Origin of the sequence: Planococcus chinensis (genome assembly GCF_020071995.1) — a bacterium.
In the GTDB taxonomy this organism is placed as follows: Bacteria; Bacillota; Bacilli; order Bacillales_A; family Planococcaceae; genus Planococcus; species Planococcus chinensis_A.
Window position 1 is genome coordinate 304,094 of sequence record NZ_JABWTK010000001.1, and the last position, 26,076, is coordinate 330,169.

At 48.9% G+C, this 26,076-nt stretch carries 19 protein-coding genes and 1 riboswitch; of the genes, 10 read left to right on the top strand and 9 right to left on the bottom strand.

Annotated elements, in window-relative coordinates:
• The first annotated feature begins 40 nt into the window (after positions 1 to 40).
• Positions 41 to 1,348, top strand: a complete 1,308-nt coding sequence (locus HU147_RS01565; protein ID WP_176295128.1) for a CitMHS family transporter — start codon at positions 41 to 43, stop codon at positions 1,346 to 1,348.
• Positions 1,349 to 1,387: 39 nt separating this feature from the next.
• Here HU147_RS01565 and yyaC read toward each other — a convergent pair whose 3' ends face one another.
• On the bottom strand, positions 1,388 to 1,978 hold the full coding sequence (gene yyaC, locus HU147_RS01570) for a spore protease YyaC (protein WP_224074567.1): 591 nt from the start codon (positions 1,976 to 1,978) through the stop codon (positions 1,388 to 1,390).
• Between the two features lie 252 nt (positions 1,979 to 2,230).
• Between yyaC and tcuA the strand changes: the two genes are divergently transcribed.
• On the top strand, positions 2,231 to 3,727 hold the full coding sequence (gene tcuA / locus HU147_RS01575) for an FAD-dependent tricarballylate dehydrogenase TcuA (protein ID WP_224074568.1): 1,497 nt from the start codon (positions 2,231 to 2,233) through the stop codon (positions 3,725 to 3,727).
• Positions 3,728 to 3,794: 67 nt separating this feature from the next.
• Here tcuA and HU147_RS01580 read toward each other — a convergent pair whose 3' ends face one another.
• Entirely contained in the window at positions 3,795 to 4,691 is an 897-nt protein-coding gene (locus HU147_RS01580) for a LysR family transcriptional regulator (RefSeq protein ID WP_224074569.1), read from the bottom strand.
• 139 nt (positions 4,692 to 4,830) lie between these two features.
• On the opposite strand from HU147_RS01580, the gene HU147_RS19505 reads away from it, so the two are divergent.
• From HU147_RS19505 to HU147_RS01615, 7 genes are all read left to right on the top strand, one after another.
• A complete protein-coding gene (locus HU147_RS19505; protein WP_317985481.1) occupies positions 4,831 to 5,391 on the top strand; it encodes an HU family DNA-binding protein in 561 nt (186 codons plus the stop codon).
• 24 nt (positions 5,392 to 5,415) lie between these two features.
• Positions 5,416 to 5,820: a (deoxy)nucleoside triphosphate pyrophosphohydrolase gene (locus HU147_RS01590; RefSeq protein WP_224074570.1), complete on the top strand. Its 405-nt coding sequence runs from the start codon at positions 5,416 to 5,418 to the stop codon at positions 5,818 to 5,820.
• Between the two features lie 24 nt (positions 5,821 to 5,844).
• Entirely contained in the window at positions 5,845 to 8,736 is a 2,892-nt protein-coding gene (locus HU147_RS01595; RefSeq protein WP_224074571.1) for a DUF3427 domain-containing protein, read from the top strand.
• Positions 8,737 to 8,761: 25 nt separating this feature from the next.
• Positions 8,762 to 9,088, top strand: a complete 327-nt coding sequence (locus HU147_RS01600; RefSeq protein ID WP_224074572.1) for a nucleoside triphosphate pyrophosphohydrolase — start codon at positions 8,762 to 8,764, stop codon at positions 9,086 to 9,088.
• Entirely contained in the window at positions 9,081 to 11,510 is a 2,430-nt protein-coding gene (locus tag HU147_RS01605) for a DEAD/DEAH box helicase family protein (RefSeq protein ID WP_224074573.1), read from the top strand. The genes HU147_RS01600 and HU147_RS01605 overlap by 8 nt, the downstream gene beginning before the upstream one ends.
• 248 nt (positions 11,511 to 11,758) lie before the next feature.
• Positions 11,759 to 12,709: a ribose-phosphate diphosphokinase gene (locus HU147_RS01610; RefSeq protein ID WP_224074574.1), complete on the top strand. Its 951-nt coding sequence runs from the start codon at positions 11,759 to 11,761 to the stop codon at positions 12,707 to 12,709.
• Between the two features lie 271 nt (positions 12,710 to 12,980).
• Complete coding sequence (locus tag HU147_RS01615) at positions 12,981 to 15,845, top strand: ATP-binding protein (protein WP_224074575.1); 2,865 nt, start codon at positions 12,981 to 12,983, stop codon at positions 15,843 to 15,845.
• Positions 15,846 to 15,912: 67 nt separating this feature from the next.
• Here HU147_RS01615 and HU147_RS01620 read toward each other — a convergent pair whose 3' ends face one another.
• The 7 genes from HU147_RS01620 to zwf form a co-directional block, all read right to left on the bottom strand.
• Positions 15,913 to 16,269, bottom strand: coding sequence for a response regulator transcription factor (locus HU147_RS01620; protein WP_224074576.1), 357 nt, complete (start codon positions 16,267 to 16,269; stop codon positions 15,913 to 15,915).
• Between the two features lie 19 nt (positions 16,270 to 16,288).
• A complete protein-coding gene (locus HU147_RS01625; RefSeq protein WP_224074577.1) occupies positions 16,289 to 17,686 on the bottom strand; it encodes a glycosyltransferase family 2 protein in 1,398 nt (465 codons plus the stop codon).
• Positions 17,686 to 18,738 carry a HEAT repeat domain-containing protein gene (locus HU147_RS01630; RefSeq protein WP_224074578.1) on the bottom strand — a complete coding sequence of 351 codons (1,053 nt, stop codon included), beginning with the start codon at positions 18,736 to 18,738 and terminating at the stop codon, positions 17,686 to 17,688. Before HU147_RS01630 ends, HU147_RS01625 begins: the two co-directional genes overlap by 1 nt.
• Positions 18,735 to 20,339 carry a diguanylate cyclase gene (locus HU147_RS01635; protein WP_224074579.1) on the bottom strand — a complete coding sequence of 535 codons (1,605 nt, stop codon included), beginning with the start codon at positions 20,337 to 20,339 and terminating at the stop codon, positions 18,735 to 18,737. Before HU147_RS01635 ends, HU147_RS01630 begins: the two co-directional genes overlap by 4 nt.
• 245 nt (positions 20,340 to 20,584) lie before the next feature.
• Positions 20,585 to 21,466, bottom strand: a complete 882-nt coding sequence (locus HU147_RS01640) for an amidase (protein ID WP_224074580.1) — start codon at positions 21,464 to 21,466, stop codon at positions 20,585 to 20,587.
• A gap of 45 nt (positions 21,467 to 21,511) precedes the next feature.
• Positions 21,512 to 21,603: riboswitch (cyclic di-GMP riboswitch) on the bottom strand.
• Between the two features lie 272 nt (positions 21,604 to 21,875).
• Positions 21,876 to 23,288, bottom strand: coding sequence for an NADP-dependent phosphogluconate dehydrogenase (gndA, locus tag HU147_RS01645; RefSeq protein ID WP_224074581.1), 1,413 nt, complete (start codon positions 23,286 to 23,288; stop codon positions 21,876 to 21,878).
• Between the two features lie 423 nt (positions 23,289 to 23,711).
• Positions 23,712 to 25,157, bottom strand: coding sequence for a glucose-6-phosphate dehydrogenase (gene zwf, locus HU147_RS01650; RefSeq protein WP_224074862.1), 1,446 nt, complete (start codon positions 25,155 to 25,157; stop codon positions 23,712 to 23,714).
• Positions 25,158 to 25,436: 279 nt separating this feature from the next.
• On the opposite strand from zwf, the gene HU147_RS01655 reads away from it, so the two are divergent.
• A complete protein-coding gene (locus HU147_RS01655) occupies positions 25,437 to 26,054 on the top strand; it encodes a cyclase family protein (protein ID WP_224074582.1) in 618 nt (205 codons plus the stop codon).
• Positions 26,055 to 26,076 lie beyond the last annotated feature (22 nt).

Here is a 26,076-nt window from a genome sequence, read left to right on the forward strand (position 1 = left end):
GAAGAATTGTAAGCGAATACATTCAAAGGGGGTAATTGTTATTCTTACATTTTTAGGGGTATCGATGGTTGTTGTATTTACGTATCTGATTATGGCGAAAAAGATGTCGCCGGTAGCGGCATTAGTAGTGGTTCCGATAATTTTTGCGTTAATCGGCGGGTTCTGGTCGGGGCTTGGCGATATGATGATGGAGGGGCTGAAGCAAGTTGCGCCTTCGGCAGCGCTCCTGCTGTTCGCGATTTTGTTCTTCGGCATTTTGATCGATGCCGGCTTGTTTGATCCATTGATCAACAAAGTCATGAAAATCGTCAAAGGGGACCCGGTGAAAATTGCACTGGGCACAGCCGTCATTGCGATGATTGCAGCGCTCGACGGCGACGGGACGACGACGCACATGATCACCGTTTCGGCGATGCTGGCGCTTTATCTGCGCTTGGGGATGAACCCGCTGGTGCTCGCGACGATCTCCATTTTGTCTGTAAGTATCGTCAGCGGCATGACGCCGTGGGGCGGTCCGGCAACACGAGCCATCGCCTCGCTTGGCCTGGATGCCAATGAATTCTTCATCCCGATTGTGCCGACGATGCTGGCAGGGATGCTCAGCGTATTAGGTGTCGCGTATCTGATGGGCAAGAAAGAACGGGCCCGACTTGGCATCATCTCCGTGGAGAAGATTCCGTCAGGCTCGGAAAGCATGCTGCAAGTCGCCGCTACGCATGCGGTGGAAAACGACTTGAAACGGCCGAAACTGATCTGGGTCAACCTGATTCTGGCCGTGACCGTCATGACGGTTTTGGTGATCGGCTTGCTGCCGGCGCCGATCAGCTTTATCATCGGTTTTGTCCTGGCAGCAGCGATCAACTATCCGAACCTGGCTCTTCAAAAAGAACGGATTCTGGCACATTCCGGCAACGCCATTACCGTTGTTGTGCTGGTTTTTGCAGCCGGGATCTTCTCAGGGATCTTTTCCGGAACGCAGATGGTTGATGCCATCTCCAATTCCTTGATCTCCATCATTCCCACTTCCGTCGGTTCGTTCTACCCGCTCGTGGTGGCGATCACCAGCATGCCGTTTACGTTTGCGCTTTCGAACGACGCCTATTATTTCGGCGTCCTGCCGATCCTGGCAGAAGCGGGAGCCGCTTACGGCGTCAGCCCGCTCGACATAGCGCGGGCGTCTGTTCTCGGCCAGCCGATCCACTTCCTGAGCCCGCTAGTCGCTTCCACGCTGCTGGTTGCCGGCATGGTGCAAAAAGATATCGGCGAACTGCAGAAGTTTGCGTTCAAATGGGCCTTTATCTGCTGCATCGCCATCATCGCAGTGGCGTTTATCACCGGAGCAATTTAACTCAAAAAGGGATTGCGCCAACTTCGGCGGAATCCCTTTTTATTGTTCGTTGTCGCTGTCCACAATGATCTCTGTGATCAGCTTGGCCAGTTTCATGACCGTATGAAGGCGCGTGTCGTTCAAAAACTGGGAACTCGGAAACGGATCGAGGTAATTGACGATGCCCTGGAAGTGGTAGTCGCCGACTTCCGGCAGCATCTTTTCAAGCGCTTTCCCCGGAACCAGCGGGCCTTCGTTGAACAGCACATTGCCCACCTGTTCTTTTGTGCCAAGGCTCGCGTCGATGCTGATGACAAGCGGATTGCGGTTTTGCCTATGAATGTCTTTTAAGGCGGCTTTCAAATTAAAGGCGTGGACCGGTTCTTCCAAGGTGCCGTAAACCGAATGGGAAATGCCGTTCTCCTGCATCATGCTGCCGATCAGCGGGCCGAGCGAATCACCGATGTAGCGGTCCGAGCCGATGCACAGGAAAACGACTTCGCGCTGCTGCTCTTTCGCTTCCGAAAAGATGGTCTTCAGTTTCGCAATGAGCAAGCCCATTTCCTCGTTCCCGGTCGCTTCGTTGAAATGCAGAGGCGCCTTCACCGGCACTTGCAGATGCGAGTTTTTATATTTCCGAAAAGTATGCATGAATCCATACCACCTTCGACTGTATTTGCCATTGAACTATGCCTTCATTATAGCGTTCCAACCGCCCGGTTTGGTAGAGAACAGCCTTTATTTTCATCAATTGAAGGTATCAATAATCATAATAAATAAATGTTGTTAAAAATTAAGTTAACGATAAAATTCTTTTATGATTTTTTATAGATTTTTTCAATTTTATTTTCTGATAATTTCACTCTATCATAAAAGCAGGAAGAACTTTAAGGAGGAATCACGATGGCAGAGAAGACATATGACGTAGTGGTAGTAGGAGCAGGGAATGCGGCGCTTTGTGCGGCGATTTCCGCGCACGAATCCGGGGCGAAGGTGCTGGTGTTGGAAAAAGGGCCGAAAGAAAAAAGAGGCGGCAACTCGTTCTTCACGGACGGTGCGATCCGCTTCGCCTATAACGGGCTGGAGTCCATCAAGGAAATTGTCAACATCTCGGAAGAAGAAGCGCAAAAGATCGAGATGCCGAACTACAGCGAGGAAGATTACTACAACGACCTCATGCGGGTGACCGGCAACCGGAGCGAACCGGGACTTGCCCGCCAATTGGTGTCGAAGTCGTTTGAAACGATTGCCTGGATGAAAGACAACGATATCACGTTTGAACTGATCTACGACAACCAGTCGTTCGAAAAAGACGGCAAGCGGCATTTCTGGGGCGGGCTGCCGGTCAAGACGGCGGACAAAGGCGTCGGCTTGATCAAGCAATTGAACGAACGCGCCGCGAAGCTCGGCATCGAGGTCTGGTACGAAGCGGCGGCAACCGGCCTGCAAAAAGAAGCGGGCAGGATCACCGGCATCACCGTCAACCGAAAAGACGAGGAGCTGACGGTAGAGACGAACGCGGTCGTGCTCGCGTGCGGCGGCTTTGAAGCGAACAAGAAAATGCGGATGGAGCATTTAGGGGAAGAATGGGAAGCGGCCATCGTCCGGGGGACGGAATTCAATACGGGCGACGGGCTGTCCATGGCAGTGGCAGCGGGCGCTGCAACATTTGGCCAGTGGTCCGGCTGCCACTCGATCGGCACGGACTACAACGCGCCGAAAGTCGGCGACTTCTCGAAACCCGGCGACATCTTCAAAAAGCATTCGTATCCGCTCGGCATCATGCTGAATAAGGACGGCAAGCGCTTTGTCGACGAAGGCGCGGACCTCAGGAACTACACGTACGCCAAATACGGCCGCGAAATTCTGAAGCAGCCGGACCAGATGGCGGTCCAGATCTACGACGCCCAGGTCCGGTATCTGCTCCGGAAAGAATACAATCTGGAAGAGACAACGGAATATAAAGGGGACACCCTGGAAGAACTGATTGCGCAATTGCCGGTCGACCGGGAGCAGTTTTTGGAGACGATTCAGGAATACAATGCGGCTGTCCAGGAAGGCGAGTACAGCCCGAACGAGAAAGACGGCAAAGGCACTCGGGGCATCACACCGCCGAAATCGAACTGGGCATTGAAGATCGAACAAGGCCCGTTCTATGCATATCCCGTTACGTGCGGCGTCACGTTCTCGTTCGGCGGATTGCATGTGAATCCGGAAGGCGAAGTGTTGGATAGAGGCGGCCAGGCAATCGACGGGCTGTTTGCAGCAGGCGAAATGATCGGCGGCATTTTCTACGACAATTACCCAGGCGGATCCGGCTTGATGTCCGGTGCCGTCTTCGGAAAAATTGCGGGAGCCGCAGCGGCAACGTGTTCCAAGCAAGCGAAAGTAAATGCATAAAGAAGAGGCAACAATAACCCCCTGGCTGATCCAAAGCCAGGGGGTTTGCCATTCCTGAGAAATCCTTTTAGGTTGCCGTTTCGTCGGTTGAATCTGTTTCACCTGCGGCGGAAGAGCCAGTCAAAAAGTCGATGAAATTCTGGACCGCCGGATACAGCGCGTCCGTTTCTTTGTAGATGAGCCAGGTCGGCCGGTCGAACGGCTGCCCGTTCTGGTCCAGCAAGGTCATTTTGTGGAGCTCCGGCATTTCCGTAATGGCAAGCTCCGGTACGATGGCATAGCCAAGGCCTCTTGAGACGAGCTTCGTACAAGTCTCAATATTATCAATCTCCATATTGATGGTCGGCGGCTGGGAGTAGTTGCTGTACCACCAGCTGTCCATCATCTGTTGGAGCTTCGGGTCGGTATTGAACACGATGCGCGGCGCTTTCGGGAGGTTCGGCAAGTCGATGGGATCCTTTGAAATGACGCACAGGTTCTCCCGGTTCAAGAGCACTTTGTTGCTTTGCCAGTAGATGTCGCCGCGCACAATCCCGAGGACGATATTGTCCTGCTCCATTTCCTTCAGCACTTCGTAGCTCCAGCCGGTGAACACCTTGAACTGGACGTTGCTGTACTTCTCGGAAAACTCCTTCAGAACATCGGGCAGGACGAAGCGGGCATAATTGCTCGATACGCCCAGGCGGATCATGCCGGCGAATTCGTCGCCCGTGTTGAGCAGGTAGTCTTTCGTCTGCTGGAGCTTCATCAGCATTTCCTTGGCGTACTGCACGACGTATTCGCCTTGAGGCGTGAACTTGATGCCTTTCTTATGGCGCCAGATGAGGCGCACGCCGACTTCCTCCTCCAGCTGGTTCAGCCTATACGTGATCGCCGGCTGCGAAGTGAACAGCTTGTTCGCCGCTTTCGTGATGTTCTTTTCCTCGTAGATGGTCGTAATGATCAGCCAGTCTTTTTCATCCATAGCAAGCAACTCCTTAACCGAATTATACTACATCCGGAAAGCCCTTATTTCCACAATTCCCACTTTTATAAATGTATAATGGAGGATAGGAGAAAAAGGCGGCAAAAAGCAGGCGCCTTACCAAACAGGGGGAAAGACGATGAACAAAAAAGAGCTGATCCAAGCCGTATCAAATAAAAGCAGCATCACAAAAGACCAGGCGGCCAAAGTGGTCAATGAAATCACGAGCGGCATCACCCAGGCCTTGATAAACGGCGACGAAGTGAAAATCAACGACTTCGGCACGTTCGGGATCACCGACAAAAAAGAACGGAAAGGCCGCAACCCGCAGACCGGCGAAGAAATCACCATTCCGGCCTCGAAGGCCCCGCAGTTCAAAGCGGCAAAAGTGCTGAAAGACATCCTGAACGAAAAGAGCTTTATCGAGAAGTTTGTCGAAACGGGCAAGCTCAACCATGAAGAAGCTCGTGTCCTGACTTACGTATTTGAAGAAAGCAGAAAAGCGAAAGAGTCCGGCGGAAACGCGAAAGACGCCGCAATTGTCGAAGTGAAGAAGGCGGCCGAAGACCTGGACATGGATTTCAAGGAAACCGAAATGATCGCCAGCCGGTTGATTGGGAAAAAGATTTTGAATACGAAGGTCTTTACAAGCCAGATTGAGGAAGTGTTTTTGAGAGGGAATTATCGGAAGTATTTATAAATCTATGAAGTGAGGAAGGATCTAATGAAGAAAAACATCCATGTAGTAGGAGCGGTCATCACAGACAACGATAAAATTCTTTGCGCACAGCGAGGAACGAAAAAAGCCTTACCTGGACTATGGGAGTTCCCGGGTGGCAAGATCGAACAAAACGAGTCACCTCAACAAGCCCTGCAGCGTGAAATTCAAGAAGAAATGCATTGCGAAATTGAGATCGGTGAACAAGTGGAACACACTGTCCACAAATACGATTTCGGCATTGTGCATTTAACAACGTTTTACTGCACGCTTCTAAAAGGCGAACCGATCTTAACAGAGCATATTGCGATCAAATGGTTAAAATCAAATGAATTAGAACAATTGGAGTGGGCACCAGCTGACATTCCAGCGATTGAAAAAATTGCACGGACTTTTGTGAATCAAAACTAAGTAGAAAACGAATGGTGGTTGACGATGAATTTACTGCAGAATTTACAGGAGTCTTTATACAAAGGATTTATCGATCAAACTCAACACAGTGGAGAGCGGTTTAAACCAACTTTACTTGTTAACAATACAAACGAAAATGTATTAAATGCACTTCTTGAAGAGCTCGATCACTGCCAGTCGTTTCTTTTCTCCGTTGCTTTTGTAACGGAAAGTGGTTTGGCTACATTGAAATCGCATTTTCTAGACTTAGAACGAAAAGGGATCAAAGGGCGTATTTTAACATCGACGTTTCTTAACTTTAATCAGCCCAAAGTGTTTAAAGAGCTATTGAAAATTACAAATGTCGAAGTACGCCTGGCTAATAAAAAAGGATTCCATTCAAAAGGATATATCTTTAATCATGAAACGCACCATTCCTTAATTGTGGGCAGCTCCAATCTAACGGCCAATGCATTAAAGGTGAATTACGAATGGAACGTTAAATTAACTTCCTTAGAAAATGGAGAAATCGTTAACCATTTTAACGATCAATTTGAAGAAGTGTGGGAGACTGCCATTCCTCTAACAGAAGAATGGATCGAACACTATGCATCTTCCTATGTGCCGCCTGTAAATAATCGTGAAGTAAGCTTAGTCACCGACTTTCCAGCAGTGTACCAAACAAATGCGATTGAAGAAGCTTTGAAAATTAAGCCAAATAAAATGCAGCAAGCGGCGCTTCAAGAAATCCAATTGGTGCGAGAAGCCGGTCATGATAAAGGCTTGGTCATTTCAGCAACCGGAACGGGGAAAACGTACTTATCGGCATTTGATGTTCGGAGCTTCGCACCAAAAAGAATGTTGTTTATCGTTCACCGCGAACAAATATTGCAAAAAGCAAAGTCTGATTTTCTTCAAATTTTAGGCGGGGCAGAAGAAGACTTTGGTATTTTATCGGGGTCTTCGAGACAAACAGATGCTCGGTACTTGTTCGCTACTATTCAAACCATTTCAAAAGAAGAGACACTTCGACAATTTGATCCGGAAGCATTTGATTATATTTTAATCGACGAAGTACATAAAGCCGGAGCGAAATCGTACCAGAAAGTTATTGATTACTTCCGACCCCAATTTCTAATGGGCATGACCGCGACACCGGAACGAACCGACGACTTTAATATTTACGAACTGTTTGATTACAATATCGCTTATGAAATTCGTCTACAAGAAGCGCTTGAAGAAGACATGCTGTGTCCGTTTCATTATTTCGGTGTGACCGATATCGAGTACGAAGGAGGTGTCATTGATGAAACGACGGCTTTTTCAAAACTGGTCACCGAAGAGCGCGTGGAGCACATTCTCGAAAAAATTCATTATTACGGCCACTCAGGTGAAGACGTTAGAGGCTTGATGTTCTGCAGCCGAAAAGACGAAGCGGAAAAGCTGTCGGTGGCGTTAAATAAAAGAGGGCTTCAAACAATAGCCTTAACAGGTGATCATTCGCAAGAGGAACGAATTCGCCAGGTTGATCGTCTAGAGAATGGTTTGCTCGATTATATTTTAACCGTCGATATTTTTAATGAAGGAATTGATATTCCGAGCGTAAATCAAGTCGTAATGCTGCGGCAAACACAATCGAGCATTATCTTTATCCAGCAGTTGGGTCGAGGACTACGCAAGCACAATTCTAAAGAATTCGTAACGATCATCGATTTTATCGGGAATTACAAAAATAATTACCTGATTCCCGTCGCGTTATCCGGTGATCGCTCTCAAAACAAAGACAATATCCGCCGGCATATGAAAGACACCAGTTACATCAAAGGGGTTTCGACCGTCAACTTCGAAGAAATTGCCAAGAACCGCGTCTTTAATGCCATCAAGCGCAGCAACTTAACGGATATGAAATTACTGCGAGATGCCTATAACGAACTCAAGAATCGAATTGGCGAAGTTCCAAAGTTGCAAGATTTCATCATTCACAATTCGCTAGATCCACTCGTCATCGTACAAAAATACGTGAATTACTACCGCTTCCTCTTGAAGTTAAAAGAAATCGAACCGGTTCTTTCCACTTACGAAGACCAAGTGATCACGATGCTGTCGCAAGAAATCTTAAACGGTAAGCGGAAACATGAAGTGGAGTTACTCGAACTACTTTTAAATGAAGGAAGTATTTCTAAAGAGAGATATTTCGAAGAGTTAGAACTTCAAGGGTGCACCGCCAATAAAGATAATTTTAAATCAGTGGAGCGTATTTTGAATCTATCGTTTTACACGGAGGCTACGCAGAAAAAGTATGGAAACAAGCCGCTTGTCTTATTTGAAGCAGAGGACGCTTTGTCTTTTAATACGGAGATTAAAGAACGCTTAAACGCTAATCTAAGGTTTAAAGAAATGCTTCAGGATATTGTAAGCAGTGCCACCTTTCTGAATGAACAATATTCCTGTGAAAAGCCATTAACATTGTACAAAAAATACACACGAAAAGATGCGTGCCGCTTATTAAATTGGTCCAATGACGAAAGCTCAACTATTTACGGCTATAAAACAAAACACGGCACCTGCCCAATCTTCGTCACGTACCATAAACACGATGAAGTCGAATCGAGTGTCGCTTATACTGAAGGCTTTATCAATCCAGAGGTATTTAAATGGTCGACTAGAAGTAACCGAACTTTAGCCTCTGAAGAAGTCATCAAAATCATCAATGCGAAAGAACAAGGCATCGATCTGCATTTATTTGTGAAAAAAGACGACGATGAAGGCGGCGACTTCTATTACTTAGGGGAAGTTGTTCCGGATAAAAATATGATTGAGCAGAGTACGATGGAAGATAAGAATGGGAAAGAGATTCCTGTGGTGCATATGCATTTGGTGATGGAGAAGGGCTTGGAGAGTAAGTTATATCATTACATTACAAGCGAAGAGAGCTAAGAATAAGATAGAAAGGAAGATGTTTATGCCGATATACAATAAGCTAGTCCGTGATTATATACCTCAAGTGATTCAAAAGACAGGAAAAGAATTATCGTCTCGCATTCTTAAGGAAAAAGAATACGAGATTGAATTAAAAAAGAAATTAGGCGAAGAACTTACCGAATACAACGAAGCAAAAACTAATAAAGAAGCAGTAGAAGAATTAGCGGACATCCTGGAACTCCTTCACGCAGCCACAAAAATCCATGGTTCCTCTTTTGAAGAACTGGAAAAAGTTCGTAAGGCAAAAGCGGAAAAGCGCGGAGGCTTTGAAAAGCGTATTTTCTTAATTGAGGTTGAAGATGACTAAGCTGGAACTGGTGACTTCTCATTTGCTATCGCATTTAGAGCGGTTATCAAAAGAAGCAGTCGAGATTCATTGGATTACTGCTTTTGCCATGAAATCAGGAGTGAAAAAGATCCTTCCTTTCTTGCGGCAAGCAACCGAAAGAGGGGTACCGGTTAAACTACTGGTAGGCGATTATCTTTTTGTGACGCAGCCCGATGCTCTTCAAATATTGTTAGAAGAAGTGCCTTCTGCAGAGATTCGAATCTGGAAAAGTGGCGGAACATCTTTCCACCCGAAATCTTATTTGTTTAGAGGGACTGAGACTGCGAATTTGGTTGTAGGTTCCTCGAATTTATCGGCATCCGCTTTAACAACAGGAGTGGAATGGAACTTGATCGCTCCGACATCTGTTGATGCGGAAGTTTTTGATGAAGCGGTTACGCAGTTTCATAAGTATTTCTATGCCGATCAGACAGTGCCTTTGAATACAGAGACATTAGCTGAGTATCGGTCCTTACATACAGAAGCGAATATTAAGCGCCCGATTAGTCCGGTATGGTCGGAAGCGGAAGAAATAGAGATGACAGTAGGATCAGCTTTTCCACAACAGCTGGAAGTGGCAGAGACTTCTGTGCCTTACAGTATGGATATTTCTCCAAGACCCGCCCAGCAAGAGGCATTGAATGCCTTGGGAAATGCAATGGCTGAAGATTACAGCCGGGCAATGGTGGTATTAGCGACAGGGCTAGGAAAGACATATCTAGCTGCTTTTTTTGCAGAAAAATTTAAGCGTGTTTTATTTGTCGCACATCGAGAAGAAATCTTAACTCAGGCTGAGCAATCGTTCAAGCATGTCCATCCGGAGCGGTCGAGCGCTTTTTACAATGCTTCCGAAAAAAGGACGGATGCGGATTTTATTTTTGCTTCTATTTATACATTGGGCAGCCAGTATCACCTGGACCGCTTTGAAAAAGATGCCTTTGATTTGATTGTAGTGGATGAATTCCATCATGCGGCAGCCCCGACTTATGAGCGTTTACTGAGTCATTTTGAGCCGAAGTTTTTGTTGGGGATAACTGCGACCCCTGATCGTATGGATAATAAAGACGTTTACGCTTTATGTGATGGAAACGTGGCGATTTCGATTCATTTCCTCGATGCGATTGAACGCAATTGGCTGGCTCCCTTTAATTATTACGGGGTTTATGACGATACGGATTATTCAGCAATTCCGTGGCGGGGAACCCGGTACGATGAACAGGAATTGCTTCAAGTCCAGCTCCGTGAAGATTTTGCGCAGAAAATCTTTGATGAATGGAACCGGTATAAGCAGACCAGAACGATTGTCTTTTGTTCTTCAGTGAAACAAGCTGTTTATATGAGTAACTTCTTCCAGCGTCAGGGAACTAGCTCTATTGCGCTTCACGGTGAGTCTCATCCGGAAGAGCGCAAAACGGCCCGAACCAAACTGGATTCCGGGGAACTTGAGATTATTTTTGCGGTGGATCTATTCAATGAAGGCGTCGATATTCCAAAAGTGGATACACTTCTTTTCATTCGGCCGACTGAATCCCTCTCGGTTTATACGCAGCAAATTGGTCGGGGGTTACGAATAGCGGAAGGAAAGTCGCATTGCGTCATCATCGATTTCATCGGAAATTACCGCAATGCCGATTTGAAACTGGCGGTCTTTGATAAAGAAGAGAAGTCAAAGGGAAATAAAACGATTCAACCGCTTGTCCCAATCAATTGTAATTTCAATTTAGATTTGCAAGTAATCAATCTGCTGGAGGAAATGCGCAGAAAAAGAGCTCCCCGAAAAGAAGCGCTTGTAATGGCTTACCGGGAATTGAAAAAAGAAACGGGAAGCCGTCCGACGTATTTGGAGTTTCATCTGCATGCGAATGTCGATTCGAAAACCGTAAAACAAGAATTCGGCAGCTATTTTGGAATGCTGGCCTATGCAGGTGAACTGACAGAAGAAGAAAAAGACATATGGTTGAAATACAAGAACTGGCTTCTGGAAGTTGAAAAGACGGGTATGACCAAAAGCTATAAGATGGTCGTCCTGAGCTATATGCTTTCAAAAGGTGTAGATAGATGGTTAGAGCCGATAACTCCGGAAGAAGCAGCTCCGTTTTTCCATAGATACTTAACTGAAAAGGACTATCGCATGAATATTGATTTTAGCGATGCTCAAGGGAAAAGACTTCAGGAATATGATCAGAAGAAGATTGCTGACTTGATATCATCGATGCCTATGACTAAATGGAGCGGGAGTGCAAAAGAGAGAGTTGTCTCATTTGAGGATGGGATTTTTGAGATTAAGTTGCAGCCTTCTGAGGAAGAAAATGAGTACCTGTACAAGTGGACTCGAGAGATAGCAGAGTATCGGCTGCATGCCTATTTTGAAAGAAAGTCGGTATCTTTAAAAATGAATTAAAACAATTATATTAGACTCAGCATTTTTACAATACGGATTAAATTCTGTAAGTATTAAATCGTATAAGGCAATTTAAGGTCATTACAGAAATATTCATAAATAAAAATACCTCCTAAGAGTTGGTTATTACATTAGCAAAAGGTTATTATAAAGTTAACTGCAACCAATTAACGGCAGCCATGACCTTCATAACAATCACCCAGTTATCAAGTTTCACAAAATAAACCCCCTCGAAGGAGGACCACACATTGCCATACCAATTACGAAAAAACTTCAAGCTCTTCACCTTGAATTCAAATCCGGAACTCGCTCAGGAAATCGCGGAGCGCCTTGGCTGTGAGCTCGGCAAGAGTTCCATTACGCGCTTCAGCGACGGGGAAGTCCAGATCAATATCGAGGAAAGCGTCCGTGGGGACGAAGTGTATCTCGTCCAGTCGACGTCGCAGCCGGGAAATGAGCACATCATGGAACTTTTGATCATGATTGATGCACTGAAGCGGGCATCCGCGGAATCAATCAATGTCGTCATTCCGTATTACGGCTATGCGCGCCAGGACCGGAAAGCGAGTTCACGCGAGCCGATTACGGCGAAGCTGGTGGCCAATATGCTGGAAACTTCCGGGGCGAGCCGCATCATTACAATGGACCTTCACGCACCGCAGCTCCAAGGCTTCTTCGACATGCCGGTGGACCAGTTGCTTGGCGGAACCATCCTTGCCGACCATCTCCACGACAAAGCGTTGGAAAATGCGATTGTTGTGGCGCCGGACAACGGCGGATTGGGAAGAGCCCGCAAGCTGGCGGATCATCTTGATGTGCCGATCGGCTTTATCGACAAGCGCCGCTCACGTCCGGGCCAGCCCGAGACGGTCAACATCGTCGGGGATATCCAGGACAAGAACGTCATCATCATCGTCGATATCGTGGATACGGCAGCGACCATCACCTTAGCGGCCAATGTCTTGGTGGAAAACGGCGCCAAAGCGGTTTATGCGTGTTGCACGCACGGTGTCTTATCGGGCGACGCTATCCGCCGCATCGAAGAGTCGGCCCTTACGGAACTGGTCGTTACGAATACGATTCACGTGCCGGCGGAAAAACGCATTCCGAAAATCACCATTCTTTCAGTTGCGCCGCTGCTCGCGGAAGCAATTGAGCACGTCCACAACGAGAAGCCGGTCAGCCCGTTGTTCGAATAACTTCAACGGTCCGTGGCTTTTCATTCATAAGATAAAAAAACAGCACGCTGATGCATCCGGCCGAGGCCTTGATGACAAATCAGCGTGTTGTTTTAATTTTTAGTGAACATTTTACCCGCTTTTTTAGCATGTTTTTCCGTCCGCCTGCACGTTAGCGGATTGTCATTTATTGTGAAAATAAAAAAGCATATTTATGGAAATTGCATTACAATGTAAATAAGATAGACCCAAGAACAGGAATGGAAGCAAACACAATCCAGGAGGCACATGCATGCATAATTCAAGGGAAAAAGGAATCAGGCATAAATATTTGAGGTTGACCATATCCTCCTTGCTCGTTTGCTCGTTATTGGTTGCTGGAATTTATTTTTATATGAACAAGCAGCAAGAGGAACAGAAAGCTGAGTACACCGCGCTTTTAGAAAAGCAGGAAATGGTGAGAGAACTTTCCAACTCGGTGAATCATTTGTTTTTCCGGATAAGGGGCTTTTACTCTTTCAAATATGAAGAGGATCTTGAACTCGCCTTTGCGGAACTCCGAAATTTAAAAGGGACAATCGAGCAAATAAACGAGCTGTCGCTGACTCCGGATGAACGGGAGCCGATTGCGGATTTGGCCGAGTTCCTTGAATGGTATGAAAGTGAATCGCTGCCAAATTCGATTGCAGCTGTACGCGCGGATGATTACGCGCTGCTGGGTGAAATCTCACGCAGCGGCACCAACACAGAGGTGAACGAATTCATTGCCTTTGCTGAGGCGTATGAGAGGGCTTCAGAGAAAAGCTTACAGCAATTGAACCAAGACCTTTTAGACGAAGCTGAGAACTTTGCTTTTGTACTGACGCTGCTGTTCGTCTTGCTGTTCCTCGTCATCGCGCTGATTATTCTGCGCGCGCTGAATGATATCGTGAAGCCTTTAGAGGGCATGCGGGAATCGATCGAAGGATTTGTCGGCGGCCGGGAAGTCGCTTACAAGCCGCTTGACCGGTCGGATGAACTGGGCGTTTTATCGAAGACATTCCACAATATGATCCGCACCATTCAGGAGAACCAGGAAGAGCTGACATCGCAGAACCAGGCGCTGCTGCTGAACAAGGGCGAATTGCAGGCAAAGCAGACCGAACTGGAAGAATCGCTGGAAGAAACCGAGAAGGCAAAAGACCGGCTCATCCGGTACAACGATCTGAACCACATCCTGTCCTTCACCTTGGACAAGCAGAAATTGGCTGACGCGACGCTCCGGTATTTCAAGGACACCTATGAAATCGATAGCGGGGTGTTGTGGCTGCCAAAGACCGGGGAGTTCGCCTTGGAAGGATTTACAGAGGATATGTTCCTGCAGTTCCGGGACGAGCGGACCCCGTATCTGACCGAGCGGCTGAAGGGCCGTGAGTCGTTTGTGATGCAGCGGGAAGCGCATCATGAAAAAGGCATTGCGGTGGGGAAAGTGTACATCAGTGATCTGTACGCTGCCGTGAAAAACGCAGCACAGGAAAACATTGCGCTGATCGGTTTGTCCCGTGTCGGCCGGACGTTCTCGAAAGAAGAAGAGCAGGACATCAGCGGGCTTTTGAACCGGATTCATCTGGCGATCGACCGCATTCAGTTGTATGACGCCGCGATCCACGAGCGGACGCTCAACGAACGCATCATCAATAACATCAACGAAGGGATTCAGTTTATTTCGAAGAACGGCGATATGGTTCAGCGCAACAAAACGATGAGCCTTATGCTGGACTGCGGCGATGTGCCGCTTGATGCGAATGTCGAACAGAAAGTATGGATGCGCGCCATGGCGGAGCAGACGACCGCTCCTGAAGCGATGCTGGCGTTCTTGCACAAATGCATCGACGAAAAAGATTCGGCGTCGAATTCCTTCCAGTATACCGTCACAGAACCGAATGAACGCGTGATCGATGTTTACAGCACGTCGGTTGTCGTGGATAAAGAGAAGACAGGGACGATTTTCGTGCACCGGGACGTGACACAGGAGCGCGAAGTGGACAAGATGAAGTCCGAGCTTGTCAGCACCGTCAGCCATGAACTGCGGACGCCGCTGTCGAGCGTGCTCGGCTTCACTGAACTGCTGTTAAACAAGCAGCTGAAGCCCGAAAAACAGGAACGCTATTTGAAGACGATCTACAAAGAAGCGCGGCGCCTGACCAATTTGATCAATGACTTTTTGGATCTGCAGCGCATGGAGTCCGGCAACCAGGTTTATCGCATGGGCAAGCTGTCGATGAGTGAAATGATCATCGAGACGGCGGAAAAATTCCGTACACAGACGACGCATCCGATCGTCCTGGTCGATGATGCCTCCGATGTCATCGTCGAAGGAGACCGCGAGCGTCTGGCGCAGGTGCTGATGAATCTCATCGGCAACGCCATCAAGTTCTCGCCGCAGGGGGGCAACGTAACGATTTCCCTGAGAAACGATTCGAAAAACCTGCATGTGTCGATTCAGGACCAAGGCATCGGCATACCGGCTGAAGACATCCCGAAACTATTCTCCAAATTCCAGCGCATCGACAATAGTTCGCGCCGGAAAATCGGGGGAACCGGCCTCGGCCTGGCCATCTGCCAGGAAATCATCCAGAAGCACGATGGGACGATCTGGATCGAGTCGGAGGAAGGGCAGGGCACGGCGATCCATTTTGAATTGCCGCTGCTGTCGGAGACGGTTGAATACACCAATCACGAAGGCACAGAAGGCAATCCGCCGGTGATGATCGTCGAAGACGATATGAGCCTTGCGCTATTGCTGTCGGAGGAACTGAAGCAGAACGGCTTTAAAGTGATCTACCACACGAGCCCGCAGGAAGCATTCAAAGAGGCGAAACGCTCCCCGCTTGTCGGGGCGGTCGTCGACATCATGCTCGGCGAAGAATTGAACGGCTGGGACTTGGTCGATATGATGAAGAAAGATGCGGAAACGAAGGCGATCCCGATTGTGATTTCATCTGCCCTGGAGCCGGGCGCAGACGTCCAGAAAATCACGAAAATCAGCCATTACCTGACAAAACCGTATGCACCGGTCGATTTATCGAAAGTGATGAAAAAACTGCTCGATGGCCAGCATGAGAGCGGCGTTATTTTCTACCCCGAAAAAGAGCCGGTTTTGGACGGCGACCATTAAACAGGGGCTTGCTGGAATAGGCTGCAACGAAAAACGAACAGGTCCGCTTGGGGCCTGTTCGTTTTTGTTAGGAAACCAATATTTTCTCTACCAGTCCGAGGAGTTCAATCGGACTAAACGGCTTGGACATGAAATAATCCGCCCCTTTTTGGATCGCCTGTTCCCGGTCTGCATCCTGGGCCTTTGCCGTCAGCATCAGCACGCGGGTAGCATTTTGGTCTTTCCGGATCTGTTCGAGCACTTCCAGGCCGGTCAGGTAAGGCATCATGTAATCGAGGATGATCAAGTCATAATCGTTCTCCCGGATTTTCTCCAGCGCTTCTTTGCCGTCTTCCGCTTCCTCGATTTCAAAATCGTCTTCGAGCGTATCGGAAATCAGGATACGCAAAATGTCTTCGTCATCTGCCACGAGTATTTTCTTCATGTATCTTGCCTCCTAAAACTTAAGATGAGATGCCTTTGCGTTTCATGTCGCCCCAATGGGCTTTTTTGCGGAACGCAGCGAAGATTCCCTGGACTCTCCACACGACCATGAGCGGCCGGTACCAGAAGGCTTCGGTCAGCGCCCAGAAATAGAGGCGGGCCAGATGGGAGGCTTTCGGGTATTTATGGAGCGTCAATTCCTCCAGCAGGACAGCCAGTGCGGAAACGAACGAACCGTAGAAGACCGTCACTAAAAAGAGGATGCCGGCTGTAGTCGGATCGACGAGCGAGAAGAAAAAGCCCCCGAATATGATGAAATACCCGACAAACTCAAACACCGCCCCGAGAAGTTCCACAAGCAGGAAATAAGGCATCGACAACAGACCGACCGAGCCGTATCTCGGGTTCATCATCATCTTGCGGTGGGTCCACAGCGTTTCGAACAAACCGCGCTGCCAGCGTATCCGCTGCGAGCGGAGCACATCGAGCGATTCCGGCGCTTCGGTCCAGCACACGGGGTCCGGGACGTATTCAATGCGCTGTCTGGATTTCTCTTCCCGGAGCAGGCGGTGCAGCCGGACGACCAATTCCATATCTTCGCCCACGGTGTTCTTGTTGTATCCGCCTGCCTGGATGACGCGCTCTTTGTTGAAAACCCCGAATGCGCCGGAGACGATCAGCAGGATGTTCATGTGGCTCAATGCGATCCGGCCGATCAGGAACGCACGGAAATACTCCACGATCTGCATGAGGACGACCGGGCTCTTCGGCAGGTCGATCGCTTCCACCTTGCTGCGGGAAATGGTGGAGCCGTTGGCGATCCGGACAGATCCGCCGGTTACGATGATCTGGCCATCGGACTCGATGATGGGCTTCATCGTTTTGAGGAGCCCGTCATTTTCCAGGATCGAGTCTCCGTCAATTGCGCAGAAATACGGGTAGGAAGATAAGTTGACGCCTGCATTCAGGGCATCCGCTTTTCCGCCATTCGCTTTTTTGATCAAGCGGATAAAAGGGAAGATGCTGGACTGGTAGATCGCCAGGACTTCGGCCGTTTCGATATGCTTGCGTAAAGCGAATTGAATCTCTTTCATCTGGAATTCGGCAATCATCCGGTTGGACGTTTCGTCTTTCGATCCGTCGTCAATGACGATGATTTCTTTTTCCGGGTATTCCAGCGCCAAAAGGGAGCGGACCGTGCTGACAACACCGACTTCTTCATTATAGGCGGGCACCAGGATCGACACCGGATACGTATTCTGGTTCCGGAGAAAGTCTTCGGTGGATTCCCTCCGGTCGAGTTTATCCTCCCGCTTCACTTTCCGGAATGCCAGCATAAAGAAGCCTAAATAACTTAAACTTGAAAAAAGCATATACGCGATGATGGCATAGGCGGTAATTTCGAAAAAACTTTGCATCAGGTTTCACTTCCTAACAGGGACGATTTCCACTGGTCTGCCATATCGCGGGCATAACGGTCGGGATGGTTGGCGGACAGGTGGGCAAGCAGAATATCGCCGTCCGAAAATTGGACCAGCGCTTCAGCTGCAGAATAGCGCACCCACCAAACGGAATCGCCGAGCAGATCGCTGAGCACTTCTTTAAAGCGGGACAATTGCAGCCTTCCGGCAATCCGGGAGGCATACATCCGCTCCGGCCAGAAAGCCGACTGGAAAAAAGGCAGCAATAAGCCGGGGTCGCTCAAGTATTGCAAATTGAGGATCGCTTTCAAAGCCTGGATGCGCAATTCCCCTTCCTGTGTCCCCAATTCTTCCTCGATGCGGGGAAGGAAGGCGATCAGTCCGGCCATGCCGATATAGGAAATCGCTGCATGCTTCCGCGCTTTGTTCGGGGGATCATTCCGCAGCGCGGCATCCAGCTCTTCGAGCCTTGTTGGTTCTTCGAGCCGTTTAAAGACATCGATGTACAGGCGGACCGGTGCATCGGGATACTGCGCCAATACAGAAAGGGTCTCCGGTTCGTTCAAAGAAGCGAGGGTCCGGATAAGCTGCTGCATTTCCTGGTCCAGCTGGGAGCTCTTGCGGAGCTTTTCCTTCAGCAAGGGCTTGAGGGACTCGATATGGAAGTCCTCGATAAAGTACAGTGTATTCATCCGGAAGGCCCAATTGTTGCGCTTGAGCTGTTTGGCATAATGCGCGGCCAGGAACTCTTCCGACAGCTTTGCGACAAGCGGCGAATGGACACCGCCTTTTGTCACGGACACGTAGCCGTTCAGCAGCCGTTCAAGAACGACGGTCCGGTGCGGGGTGCTGCGGATTTCCTGGATGAACCGGTCATCGGCAGGATCCATCATATAAGAGCTGAACGAATCGGTTAATGCCAGGTATTGCTCGGCGATGGCTTGTTCTTTCGCGGCCATTTTCTGTTTGCGCCAAGCCAGGATGAGCAGCAAGATGAGTTGGGCAAGGAATAGGGAGAGACTCAGGATCAAGGCGAAATAAAGGCTCATTTGAACATCCTCATCGTCAGCCGCTCGACGCGCGCCACAACTTCCTGGGCATAGAACGGTTTGACGATATAATCATCCGCCCCGTTTTTCAGTGCCAGGACAATATCCGATTCATTGTTGCGGGAAGTGAGCATGGATATGATGATGTTTTCATGCGGATACTGGCTGCGCATATGATTCAGGACCTCAAGGCCGTCCATTTTCGGCATGATGCCATCAAGCAGGATCATGTAGTTTTCCTCGGGCTTGTACCACGAGGATTCCACAAAACTCGCCCCGTCGATATATTCCTCGATGCGGAGGTCGAAATCTTGCGGCTTCCAGCCCGAAAACTGCTTGGAAACCAGGCGGCGCACAAGGGAATCGTCATCGACAATGATGAGGTTAAGGTGGCGCCTGATGTCGTCCGCTGTCCGTTCGGAGACGATGGTCTGGCTGCGGCCATTCTGCTTCGCCTGGTACAAGGCGCTGTCAGCCATGTTCACTGGTACATCTCGTTTTTGCCGGTATTCGCTGATGCCGGCAGAAAAGCTGACCTGGAACGGCTCGGACAAAGAAAATGAAAAGCCGGTTTCCGCAAAAGCGGAGCGGATTTGGTCAATCAGCGCGGCGGCTGTTTTGGCGTTTGTATCCGGCAGGATCAAGGCGAATTGATCCCCGCCGTACCGGAAGAAATAATCCGACTCCCGCTTCATTTTCAAAAGGAGCGCGCTGAATGTGCGCAGAACTTCATCTCCGGCCAAGTGGCCGTAAGTGTCATTCACTTTCCTGAAATGATCCAGATCCAGCAGGACAAGGGTGAAAACGGTTTTGGTCTTGTCTGCCAATGCGGCCGTTTGCTGCAAGACCTGATTGAAATACGTCCGGTTGCCGGCGCCAGTCAGTTCATCGTAAAGCGATCCATGCGAAAGCCCTTCTTGGCTGCGCAGGCGGTTGCTGACATAAGCCGTGAAAAAGGGCATATCCAAGGGCTTGGCAAGAAAATCGGTGGCGCCCAGTTCCATCGACCGGATCCGGTTCTCCATCCGGTCGTCCGCACTGATTACGGCAATCGGAAGAAAGCGGTTCTTGGTGGCTTCATGGATCTGGGCCACCAGTTCAAACCCGTCGGCGTCCGGCAAGGTCCGATCCAAAATGACCATCTGCGGCTGCAGGGTATAGAAAAATTCCATCCCTTTTTGGGCATCGAGCGCAATGACGACGGGAATGCCTTTTGCTTCCAGTGCTTCTTTTACGGAAGCCGCAAATTGTGCGTCCGCATCAATGACCAATACAAACGATTCCTTGACCGGCGCTTCTTCACGATCGCTTGCTGCTTTTTCCGAAACGGCTCCTTCTGACGCGAAAAAGCCCTTCAATGTTTCCATAAGCGAGTTCAATGCCTGGACGGGCAGCAACTCCGTGCTGTCTTCTGCAAAAGAATCCAGCTGCTGTCCGCAAAACTCGGACAGTTCCATAAGCCCAATCGTGCCTGCCGTGCCTTTCATAGTATGTAAAAACCGGTAAACTTCCCGTTCTTGGACGTGCGGTTGTGCGAGCCATTTGGAAAAGTCCTGCTCCATTCTATTGGCAAGCAATGCTTTGTAATTTGTCTTAGCCATCTTGGTCACCTTCTTAAAAAAGTATCTGGATGGTTGATATTATACTATAAAGGGTTACAGGATGCTTTTGTAAACAGTAATAATTTGTAAAGTCACTTATAAATAGAAAATTTGTATATAAAATCTCATGCTTAATTTCAATACAGTTTGTTTTTCAGGCAGCGGCCGTGCAAAAGCAGTGATAATGAAGGGAAGTCAATAAAAAAGACACTTTGATGGCATGCATCAAAGCGTCTCGGATTTTTTTACGGACGAAGCGTCATCCAGCTGCCGACGTGGTGGATGGCATTGCCTTTGTAGGCGGGATTGCCGGAGTAATGGGAAGCGACGGCTGCAAGTTGCTGGTTCATGAAGGCTTCGCCTTCTTCTGCAAACGTGATGATGCTGCCTTCATCGGTCTCTCCGGTTTCAACGCCGACGACAACGCCTTTGCCAAGGCGCTGGGCCATGGCCATTTCGTTTTTGACGATTTCGATCAGCATCGGCGCGGAATCACGGTACGCCATGATGGTCACGCCAGCGGTATTGGCGATGACCCATTCTGCAAGCAGGCCGTTGCCGTAAGTGTTTTTGTAAGAGATTTCGTCAAACCAGAACGGCATGTCGGCCTCGAGCGGAAGCCCCAGTTTCACAGTGGTTGCAGAAGCTCTTTTCAGAAGTGCCTGGTATGATTTCACGGTGGCCGCACGGTTGGAGTTCCAGCCGCTGTACAGATATGGTTCAACGTCCAGATGAACACCTTCAAATCGGGTAGTTTGTAGCGCTTGGTTTTGATAATCGGTCAACCAGGACAAGAACCGGTCCTGGTTGATATATCCTTTTGGCGCCACCCAGGAAGGGGCCCCATCAAGTGCATAAACGGCGATTCCCACCGCTTTCGCTTTGCTGATGAAACTGCCATAAGCCGCTTTTGAAACGTCCGGGTCGATCTGGACATATACTTTGTTCACTTGTTTGCTTTCGAGGAACGCCAAAGTGCCTTCTTCATCATTCACGAACATCCAGGGATTCCAAAGCCATGTCGCACGGACGGGCTGGGAAACTTCACTTGCTTGCGCGTGCCCTGGGATGGCAGCAGCCATCAGCGAAACTGCTGTCATGATAATTACCAACGTTTTTTTCAACATTCTATTTTTCCTCCATTCTGTAAGCCGAGGCCCGCAGAATGGGTGCCTGGCAACCTGACGACCGTGCACTGCAGATGCAGTGGATAGGCTCATGGCTTTGCGTCCTTCCCTTTCGGATAAGTTTGCCTTTTTCAGATGATTTTCCTCATTGTACTTGGGGGCGTGACTTTGGTCTAATTACTTTATGTCTATTTTTAAGGATTTTTTTGTATATACTTTTTAACGATGTCTTATTCCTTAAAAATTAATTAGTAGCTGAAAATACCTAGCAAATCATTAAAAGAGTCAACGGGCGTCCGTTTCTGCTGCCTGCAGGGGGATGGAAAAAATATAAAAATGAGTCCGGCAGGAAAACCGGACTCATGTCAGCAGATGACTTTATTGGATTGTCAATTTTCTGTTCTAGCTGTTAATTAGATGACCAATCTGTATGGAAAATGCCTTCTTTGTCGGTGCGCTTATACGTATGGGCACCGAAATAATCCCGCTGCGCTTGGATCATGTTGGCCGGCAATACCGCAGAGCGGTAGCTGTCAAAGTAAGCCAGGGCGCTTGAGAAAGCAGGCGCCGGGATGCCTTGCTGGATGGCCAAGGTTACTACTTGGCGCAGGGACTGCTGGTATTCTTCGATGATTCCTTGGAAGTATGGATCTACCAAAAGGTTAGGCAGTTCCGGATCGCGGTCGAACGCCTCTTTGATCTTTTGCAGGAACCGTGCCCGGATGATGCATCCGCCGCGGAAAATCATCGCGACATCGCCGTAGGGAATGTTCCAGCCGTATTCGTCGGAAGCGGCGCGCATCTGCGCAAAGCCTTGGGCGTACGAGCAGATTTTGCTCATATACAGCGCTTTGCGGATGGCTTCGATCAATTCCTTGGAATCTCCTGCAGGTTTTTCCGCTTCCGGGCCTTTCAGGATCTTGCTTGCCGCGACGCGTTCATCCTTGATGGCGGAGATGAACCGGGCAAATACCGATTCCGTCACGATCGGGAGGGAGACCCCTAAGTCCAATGCGTTTTGGCTTGTCCATTTCCCGGTGCCTTTCTGTTCGGCTGCATCGAGCACCTGGTCGATGAGCGGATTGCCGGTTTCGTCATCTTTCTTAGCCAAAATGTCCGCCGTGATTTCGATGAGGTAGCTGTCCAGTTCCCCTTTGTTCCATTCGGCAAAGATGCCATGCATTTCCGGGGCGCTCATGCCGAATGCCTGTTTCATGATGAAATACGCTTCGGAAATCAGCTGCATATCGCCGTATTCGATGCCGTTATGGACCATCTTCACATAATGTCCGGCACCAAGAGGACCCATATACGTGCTGCAGGGAGTGCCGTCCACTTTCGCGGCAATGGCATCTAGAATCGGCTGGACCTGTTCGTAGGCTTCTTTCGATCCGCCCGGCATGATGGACGGGCCGTTGCGGGCGCCTTCCTCACCGCCGGAAATGCCTGCGCCGATAAAATGCAGGCCGGCTTCTTCGATGGCGGCCGTCCGCCGGTTGGTGTCTTTGAAGAACGAATTTCCGCCGTCCATCAGGATATCCCCTTTTTGAAGATGGGGGATGAGCGATTCAATGACCGAATCGGTCGTGTTTCCCGCTTGGACCATCAGTAGAATTTTGCGAGGTGTTTCCAGGGAAGAAACAAATTCTTCGATGCTGTATGCACCTTGGATGTTTTTCCCCTGGGCTTCGTTCAGAGATAGCCCGTCGACCCGTTCTGTCCAGTAATCATAGACAGCTACCGAATAGCCTTTGCTTTCCATATTCAATGCGAGATTTGTGCCCATTACGCCTAAACCGATCACGCCGATTTGCTGTTTCATGTTATCCTGCCCCATTCTTTTATGATTTTTTGAACACCGAATTCCGGTTTTCCCGGACTTCTTTTTCAAATATTTTTATATAAGTTAAACTTAAGAATCATCATTTCATACACCGCTTCGGACGCTTTGGGCATGGCCCCCGCAATGAGCCGAGAAGCCCACTCGTCTCATTACTTCGCCCATCCCATGGACGCGCCGGCGCTGGGTTAGCACTTTGGGAATTTAACAATTCTCTTGTTTAGCTTTACTATCTGAGATATGGAGCAAAACAGCGGAGACGCCCGCGGCAAAGGCATGGCTCAAAGGAAATTTGTGCCATGCCTTTGCGACGTAGCGCGCAGGAGCACACGATTTTACACAGCTGTTTTGCGAAATATCGGTAATGAAAGATTACTAGTTTAACTTATATATCGAAAGCTGGTATTACCACCATTTATGCTGGTCTTTCTGCAGCAGCTCATCTGCAGCTTCGGGACCTGTTGAGCCTGCGCGGTACGTATGCAAAGGCAGCAGGTCTTCCTGATAGGCCTCCAGCAGCGGCTCGATCCATTCCCATGACAGCTCGACTTCTTTCCAGTGTGCGAAAAACGTTGAATCGCCGAGGATGGCGTCAAACAGCAGAAGTTCATAGGCTTCCGGCTGGTTTTCCGAGTTGACCGAGAAGTCGATCCACACCGGTTTGAACTGATTGTCGGAAGGCTCTTTCAAATTGACGCGCAGCGAAATGCTTTCGTTCGGGCTGATTTCCAGCACCAGTAAGTTCGGAGAAGTTCCCGGCAATCGATTGGAATCGACCATCTTGTGTTTGAATTCGACGACGATCTGTGTGGACTTCTTGTCCATCCGCTTCCCGGTGCGTATATAAAACGGGATGCCTTCCCAGGATGGATGGTCGATTGCCAGACGCGCCGCAAAATACGTGTCATTTTTTGAGGAAGCGTCAACTCCCGGTTCCTCTTTATAGTCGATGACCGGGACGTCGTGGATTTCCCCGGCTTCATACTGGCCGCGGACCACATGCTGGTGGGCTTCTTCTTTTGGAATCGGCCGAAGAGACTCGATGATTTCCGTTTTCTTGGCCCGGGTTTTGTTTTCCGCCAGGTTCTCCGGCAGGTAAAGGGCCGCCATCATGACAAGCTGAAGGAGATGGTTTTGAACCATATCCCGGATTGCCCCGGCTTTATCGTAATAATCAGCCCGCGTTTCCACCCCTACAACTTCACTTGCTGTAATCTGGACATTGGAAATCAGTTTTTGGTCCAGCAAGGAATCCAGCACGGGGTTCGCCAAGATCAAGGTATTAAGGCTTTGGACCATCGGTTTCCCCAGGTAGTGGTCGATTCGGTAAATTTCATCTTCGCTGAAGGTTTTCCGCAATTTATCGTTTAATCGTCTAGCCGTTTCCACATTGCTGCCGAACGGCTTTTCAATGATCAGGCGTTTCCAGCCTTCGTTTTGGTCCAGGCCGCTTGCGTGGAGGTTGGTCGTGATTACGTCCACTAGACTTGGCGCTACGGACAAATAGAACAGCCGATTTTGCGGAATTCCGAGTTCGTTTTCCCGGCTCTCCACCAGTTCCAGCAGCTTCTCGTAAGATTCTTTAATTGTCGCGTCAAAAGTGAAATAGCGGAATTTTGATAGAAAATCCGGCAGATTTGAAGCTTGGACGCTTCTTCTTGAATAGGCGCGAAGCGCTTTTTCCACATTTGACTGAAAGTCCTCGTCTGAAATGTATTTTCTCCCCAAACCGATGATGGAGAGTTTGGCAGGCAATTTGCCGTCAAGATATAAATTATAGAGGGCCGGAAACAATTTCCGCTTCGCCAGGTCGCCCGTTGCGCCAAATAACACAAGGGTCATGTCTTCCATGGACCAATCGTTTTGAAGTTCGACAGAACCATTTTCCGGATTGGATCCTGTGATGGGACTTTGATTGTTCATACTGTAAATCCTCCTAAATTCATCCTGAATGGATGTAGCAACAGGTTATAGTATAATGATTTATGCGCTCCAATGGTAGGGAAGGGCTTAAAAAACACGAATGTATTTCGTGCCCCAGGAAATATTTTTCAAATACTCCACTGGACAGTGGGATCCAAAACATGCGAAGGTGTTTATGCAGCTATCCATAAGGAAAGGGTTGATTTGATGAAAATGTACGATATCACAGGCTCGATTTATGAAGGCATGACCGTCTACAAAGACAAACCGGAGAAACAGCCGAAACTCAATCGGCAGACAAACGGCTATGTCACGGAAACGCGGTTGGAACTCGATGTCCATACCGGCACCCATATCGATGCACCGCTTCATATGGTGGAGGAAGGCGAAACATTTGAGTCGGTTGCGTTGGATAAATTGGTGGGGCCATGCAAAGTGCTGGATTTGACTGGAGTGGAGGATCGGGTTTCAAAAGCGGACCTGGAAGGGTTTGGCCTCCAGAAGGACGACTTTGTTTTGTTCAAAACAAGAAATTCGTTTGAGGAAGCGTTTGATTTTGGCTTTGTTTTCCTGGCAAAAGACGGGGCGGAATATCTGGCTGAAATCGGAATCCGCGGCGTCGGCACCGATGCTCTTGGGGTTGAAAGAAGCCAGGAAGGGCATCCGACGCATAAAACATTGTTCGGGAACGACATCATTATTATCGAAGGGTTGCGTCTGAAGGACGTTGAGCAAGGCGACTACTTTATGGTTGCGGCTCCGTTGAAATTGATCGGCACGGATGCTTCACCGGCCCGGGTCTTGCTGTTTGAAGGACTGAAGTAAATGTTTCTGTGGATAACCGGAA